The organism is Mesorhizobium sp. M7A.F.Ca.CA.002.04.1.1 (assembly GCF_004022805.1).
Classification (GTDB): Bacteria; Pseudomonadota; Alphaproteobacteria; order Rhizobiales; family Rhizobiaceae; genus Mesorhizobium; species Mesorhizobium ciceri.
Window position 1 is genome coordinate 1 of the sequence record NZ_RZPL01000363.1, and the last position, 5,538, is coordinate 5,538.

Consider the following 5,538-nt stretch of genomic DNA (forward strand, 5'->3'; position numbering starts at 1 on the left):
GCCTGGTGAAGATGCCGAACGGCGCGCCGTCGCTGGCCATCGATGCAAAATTTCCGCTGGAAGCCTGGAACGCCATCCGCGCCGCCGATGGCGCCGATCTGCAGAAGGCAGCTTCGCAGGCCTTCCGCCGCGACATCGAGATCCATGTCCGCGATATCTCGGAAAAATACCTGATCCAGGGCGAGACGCAGGACACTGCCTTCATGTTCGTGCCGTCGGAATCGGTGTTCGCCGAGATCCACGAGAATTTCGAGGCGATCGTGCACAAGGCGCACCGTGCGCGCGTCGTCATCGTCTCGCCGTCGCTGCTGATGCTGTCGATCCAGGTCATCCAGGCGATCCTCAAGGATGCCCGCATGCGCGAACAGGCGCACCTGATCCAGGGCGAGGTCATCCGGCTGATGGAGGATGTTGCGCGTGTCGATGAGCGGGTGCGCAAGCTGCAGGTGCATTTCGGCCAGTCGGCCAAGGACATCGACGACATACTGGTTTCGACGTCGAAGGTCACCAAGCGCGGCCAGAAGATCGAGGCGCTGGAATTCGGCGCGCAGCCCGACGGCGATGCCGCCGTAGACGCCGCGTCACGGGCTCCCGCCGCCAAGGTCGATACCGGCGCGCGCGTTGCCGATTCGAAAACCGGGCAGCTCAGGCTGAGGGTCGTCGAAGGCGACGATTGAGGCGCGGTGCCGGACCGGCGCTACTGCTCCTCCAACGTGGTCATGCCCTGAAATTCAGGCAGCCAGTGCAGCGCCGAGCGGTGCCATTTCTGCTGTGTCGGGATCAAATCCTGGCGCTGCCGCGCGGTCCCCACGCGAATTCCATAGACCTTCGGACCATCTCCGACAGACGTGGCGTAAAGATGCGAACCGCAGTCGGCGCAAAAGGCCTGGGTGCGCTTGGCGCCGCTCGCCACGATCTTGATGTAGATTTTCGGCGTGCCCTTGGTGATGCGATAGTTGCTTTCCGGCGCCGGAACCGTAAGGCGAAAAGCCGTGCCGGTCAGTTGCTGGCAATCCGTGCAGTGGCAGATCGTGGTCTTTTCCGGATCGACCTCCGCCTCGTAGGTGATGGCGCCACAATGACAGCCGCCGTCTATTCTCATCTTCGTTCCTCCAAAGCCCCTTCAATCTAGCGGCGCAAGGCCGTGAGGCAATGGCACGGTTTTAGTCCAGGGCAGGATCGGATGCGGAATCGATCAGCCTGCGTCGCTGCTCCCAGGTGCCTGACGTCTGCGGCTTGACGAACAGCCGTGTGATCTCCGGCATTTCCTTCTTCAACTGCGCCTCCAGGCGCTCGACGCAAGCTTCGATCTCGGGCGCCGTCAAATGGTCCTCGAACTCGATGCTGAGCCCGGCGACGATCTCTGTCGGCCCCATATGGACGGTCAGGACGCCGTTCGCCCGCTGCACCGCCGGATCCTGCTGGGCGATCGCCAGCACTTTCATCTGCACCTCGGGCGACGCCGGCTCGCCGATCAGCAGGCCCTTGCTTTCGCGGGCCAGGAAGATCGCGGTCGCGCCAAGGATCAGTCCGATGCCGATCGAGGCGGCGCCGTCGAGCTCCGGCATCTCCAGCAGTTCCGCTGCCAATATGCCGGCGAAAGCGACGATCAGGCCGAGAAGTGCCGCACTGTCCTCGAACAGCACGGTGTAGACGCTCGGATCCTTGCTCGACTGCACGGCCTGCAGCCAGCCTTGCCTGCCCTTCTGCCGGCGAAACTCCTTCAGGGCGACCCACCACGAACTGCCTTCGAACAGGAAGGAAAGGCCCAGAACAATATAGTTTACCTTGGCGTTGGCGACCGGCTCCGGCGCCATGATATGGACCACGCCTTCGTAGAACGACACGCCGGCGCCCAGCGCGAAGACGAGGAGCGCGACGATGAAGCTCCAGAAGTAGAGTTCGCGGCCGTGGCCGAGCGGATGCGTGCGATCGGCAGGGCGAGCGGCGCGGTGCATGCCGTAGAGCAGCAGGCCGCCATTGCCGGTATCGACCAGCGAATGGACGCCCTCCGACAGCATCGCCGAACTGCCGGTAAAGGCGGCGGCGGCGAACTTGGTCAGCGCGATGGCGAGATTGCCGGCGAGCGCCGCGTAGATCACCTTTTTTGAGCCGCCGTGCCCGGCCATGGCATTTGCCCCCGTTCAAGGCGCAGTCTAGCGGCCAGGCCGCTAAAGCTCCACAGGCATCACACCGCGCGAATGTCGGGTCGTCCACGGCAGCGGCCATGAGAGATCCGGTCTATGGAAAACGGCGACTACTCGATGATCTCGCTGGTCCACACCTTGAAGCCGGCAAGCGTTCCCGGGCCGAAAATATGGGTCAGCGGCACGTCGGCGGCGTCGCGGCCGGAGGCGATCAGGATGCGGCCGATGCGCGGTGCATTGTTGCGCGGGTCGAAGACATGCCAGCGGCCGCCGAGATAGACTTCCATCCAGGCGCAGAAATCCATGCTTGCCCATGGCTTCGGCATACCGATGTCGCTGATGTAGCCGGTGCAATAGCGCGTTGGGATGTTGAGTGCCCGGCAGAAGGTGACGGCGAGATGCGCGTAGTCGCGGCACACGCCGCTCTGTTCACGATAGGCTTCCGCCGCGGTGCGCGTCGGCCGTGCATTGCCGTAGTTGAAGACGATGTGGCTGTGGACGAAGTCGCAGACCGCCTGCACGCGCGGAATACCCAGCGGCGTGTTGCCGAACAGCCGCCACGCCTCGTCAGCCAGAAGGTCGCTTTCGCAAAAACGGCTGGGCAGCAGGAACAGCAATGTGTCCGCCGGCAGGTCGCGCACCTCGTGCTGCCAGGCCATCAGGTCGCCCATCTCGAAGGTGCCGGGGTCGCGGATCACCGCGTCGGTGCCGAAGGTGAAGCGCCCGGGCGGCGCGACAAGCCGGTTGCACCAATTGCCGAAACTGTCGCGATAGCTTTCGATCGGCACCGGCGGATTGGAGATCAGGAAATCCGGCCGCTCGAGATCGGAGGCCCGCGAATAGTGCACATTCAGCATCGCGATGAGCGGCGTTTCCTGCGGAAAGTCGAAGCTCATCTCGCAGCCGATGTGGATTCGCATTGTCGTCCTGACGGCCTGCCTGACGATCACCCGGCGAAGCTCGGGTCGATGCTGCAGTGCGAAAATGACCATGGCACGGACCGCCATGGTTTACGAGCAAATTAGAGCAATTCCAGGAAAAGTGTGAAGCGGTTTTCCGTCCGGAATTGCGTCAAAACAAAGAGTTAGAGCAATTCACTGTTTCCGCGAAACGGTGAATTGCTCTAGAAACCGGTTGAAAGCGATCCGCTGTCGGCGGCAACAGTCGCTAACCCCTTGCGGTCGGGCGGTTCTCTTGTTTCACTTGGCTTCTCACATCAGGAGGAACGAATCATGGCTAAAGGTGCGATGAAGGCAGGCAAGGAAGCCCGCAAGCCGAAGAAGGACGCCAAGAAGCCCGCTCCGGCTCCGGCGCTGAAGGCGCCGCCGGTCAAGGCGATGAAGCTCAAGGACAAGTAGGTCCGGCGATCCACTTCGCAATAAGATTACGGCCGGCGACACTTGTTGCCGGTCGCTGTTGATCGAGCGCCCGAAATTCTTATATTGGCGTGGCGGGGACGACCTCGCGCTTCCCCAAATCCGGACGGGACGACCCGCCATTGTTTGACTGATCGTCGGACGCCGAAGTCACTTTTCGGTCCGATGCTCTGATGGAGCGTTGTCGATGTCGTGGATTCTTCTCTTTTTCGCTGGCTTGTTCGAGATCGGCTGGGCAATCGGCCTCAAATACACCGATGGCTTCTCGAAGCTGGTGCCGACCGTGCTGACCGTTGCCTCGATGGTCGTCAGCCTCACTCTGCTCGGCCTGGCGCTGAAGGCGCTGCCCGTCGGCACCGCCTATGCGGTGTGGACCGGCATCGGCACCGTCGGTACGGCACTGCTCGGCATCTGGCTGCTCGGCGAACCGGCCACCGCGATCAGGCTGGCCTGCATCGCGCTCATCGTCTGCGGCATCATGGGGCTGAAGTTCGCCGCCTGACGGTAACGCTTAGGTCTCTTGGTTTGCGCATGTCGTCCTCCCAGAGCCGGGACCAGGGCGACATGCATGGGACAAACACGTTCAGGGCCGCTGCGAGGCGACCCTGGTTCTCGAAGCAGATTGCTCCGTAGCCGAGAGCTAGCGGGCGGAGAAGCCCGGAGGCGTCCTGCCGGTACGCTGCTTGCGTGCCGCATAACGCGCGTCACGCTTGGCCTTGCGTTCGGCTTCGTCGGCCAGAAGACGGGCGATGCGCTCGTTCTCTTCGGATTCCCGAATCTTGGCCTCGGCCTGTGCAGCTTCCTCGGCGGCGATACGTGCCGCTTCGGCTGCTGCCTCGCGCTCGGCCTTCTCGACCGCTTCGCGTGCCAGCTTCTCCTGCTTCAGCCGGGCCTTTTCGGCCTCGCGGATTTCGCGGGCCGCAAGGATAGCCTTGCGTTCAGCCTGCCGCGCCAGCACTGCGGGATCATCCGCCGCCGGCTTTGCCTTGAAGCGCTCGAGGAGCGCCTTCTTTGCCTCGTTTGCGGCATTGCGCCGCTCGAAAACGTCTTTTTCCCTGTAGATAGCCAAGTCCACTTCCCTGAAGTCAATTCGCGACGCTTACATACGCGCGAAAACCGAGAGCTCAAGCGCCAAAACGGCATGGCAGCCATGAAATTGTCGGCTGTTGCACTCGGGAGACGCCTTTGGAGCAATTCCAGGAAAAGTGTGAAGCGGTTTTCCGTCCGGAATGGCGACGAAGAGATAGAGCCGAAACCGACATGCACTGTTCACCGTCCGCCCCACTGGCGGCGCGGCTGAGGCGTCGCTACGTCTAACCCGAAAACCCAACACCAGGATGACATCAAATGGAACTCGGTCTCTACACATTCGCCGACGTCAGCCCGCAGCCGGGCCCCGGTGCCATCGGCCCGCATGAGCGGCTGCGCAACCTGATCGAGGAGATCGAGCTGGCCGACCAGGTCGGCCTCGACGTCTTCGGCCTCGGCGAGCATCACCGGCCCGACTATGCCGCCTCCGCACCGGTCGTGGCCCTGGCCGCGGCGGCCGAGCGTTCGAAGCGCATCAAGCTGACCAGCGCGGTCACCGTTCTGTCTTCCGATGACCCGGTGCGCGTTTTCCAGCAATTTGCCACGCTCGATCTTCTGTCGGGCGGCCGCGCCGAGATCATGGCCGGGCGCGGCTCGTTCATCGAATCCTTCCCGCTGTTCGGTTTCAACCTCGAGGATTATGACGAGCTGTTCGCCGAAAAACTCGATCTGCTGCTTGCCATCCGCGACAGCGTGAAGGTCACCTGGTCGGGCAATCTGCGTGCGCCGATCAACGATCGCGGCGTTTATCCCCGGCCCTTCCAGGACAGGCTACCGGTCTGGATCGCCATTGGCGGCACGCCGCAGTCTGCCGCCCGCGCTGGCGCGCTCGGCCTGCCGCTGGCGCTCGCCATCATTGGCGGCGAGCCGGCGCGTTTCGCGCCGCTGTTCGATCTCTACCGCGAAGCCGCCAAGCGCGCCGGCAG

8 protein-coding genes are annotated in these 5,538 nt (G+C 63.1%); 4 read left to right on the forward strand and 4 right to left on the reverse strand.

Annotated features, from left to right (window positions below; genetic code table 11):
• The coding region (rmuC, locus tag ENZ75_RS18990) for a DNA recombination protein RmuC (RefSeq protein WP_128278242.1) at positions 1–677 on the forward strand (677 nt) is incomplete at its 5' end.
• Positions 678–697: 20 nt separating this feature from the next.
• Here rmuC and ENZ75_RS18995 read toward each other — a convergent pair.
• From ENZ75_RS18995 to ENZ75_RS19005, 3 genes are all read right to left on the reverse strand, one after another.
• On the reverse strand, positions 698–1,102 hold the full coding sequence (locus ENZ75_RS18995; protein WP_013528467.1) for a GFA family protein: 405 nt from the start codon (positions 1,100–1,102) through the stop codon (positions 698–700).
• Positions 1,103–1,163: 61 nt separating this feature from the next.
• Positions 1,164–2,129, reverse strand: coding sequence for a cation diffusion facilitator family transporter (locus ENZ75_RS19000; protein WP_013528466.1), 966 nt, complete (start codon positions 2,127–2,129; stop codon positions 1,164–1,166).
• Positions 2,130–2,257: 128 nt separating this feature from the next.
• Positions 2,258–3,067, reverse strand: coding sequence for a transglutaminase family protein (locus tag ENZ75_RS19005; protein ID WP_027161100.1), 810 nt, complete (start codon positions 3,065–3,067; stop codon positions 2,258–2,260).
• 312 nt (positions 3,068–3,379) lie between these two features.
• Here ENZ75_RS19005 and ENZ75_RS35610 point away from each other — a divergent pair, with 312 nt between their 5' ends.
• The gene (locus ENZ75_RS35610; protein WP_013528464.1) at positions 3,380–3,505 is read left to right on the forward strand and encodes a hypothetical protein; all 126 of its coding nucleotides are present in this window, start codon (positions 3,380–3,382) and stop codon (positions 3,503–3,505) included.
• A 205-nt stretch (positions 3,506–3,710) separates the two neighbouring features.
• Positions 3,711–4,025: a quaternary ammonium compound efflux SMR transporter SugE gene (gene sugE, locus ENZ75_RS19015; RefSeq protein WP_013528463.1), complete on the forward strand. Its 315-nt coding sequence runs from the start codon at positions 3,711–3,713 to the stop codon at positions 4,023–4,025.
• A 138-nt stretch (positions 4,026–4,163) separates the two neighbouring features.
• Here sugE and ENZ75_RS19020 read toward each other — a convergent pair whose 3' ends face one another.
• Positions 4,164–4,592 (reverse strand): DUF6481 family protein, encoded by a 429-nt coding sequence (locus ENZ75_RS19020; protein WP_013528462.1) that lies wholly within the window; start codon positions 4,590–4,592, stop codon positions 4,164–4,166.
• Between the two features lie 278 nt (positions 4,593–4,870).
• On the opposite strand from ENZ75_RS19020, the gene ENZ75_RS19025 reads away from it, so the two are divergent.
• Positions 4,871–5,538 (forward strand): LLM class flavin-dependent oxidoreductase (locus ENZ75_RS19025; RefSeq protein ID WP_128278243.1); only part of this gene is annotated, 668 nt, incomplete at its 3' end.

Bases quoted from the DNA above. Each gene is read 5' to 3' on its own strand.
- ENZ75_RS19000 (WP_013528466.1), bottom strand. From the start codon at position 2,129: ATGGCCGGGCACGGCGGCTCAAAAAAGGTGATCTACGCGGCGCTCGCC.
- ENZ75_RS19005 (WP_027161100.1), bottom strand. From the start codon at position 3,067: ATGCGAATCCACATCGGCTGCGAGATGAGCTTCGACTTTCCGCAGGAA.
- ENZ75_RS18995 (WP_013528467.1), bottom strand. From the start codon at position 1,102: ATGAGAATAGACGGCGGCTGTCATTGTGGCGCCATCACCTACGAGGCG.
- ENZ75_RS35610 (WP_013528464.1), top strand. From the start codon at position 3,380: ATGGCTAAAGGTGCGATGAAGGCAGGCAAGGAAGCCCGCAAGCCGAAG.
- sugE (WP_013528463.1), top strand. From the start codon at position 3,711: ATGTCGTGGATTCTTCTCTTTTTCGCTGGCTTGTTCGAGATCGGCTGG.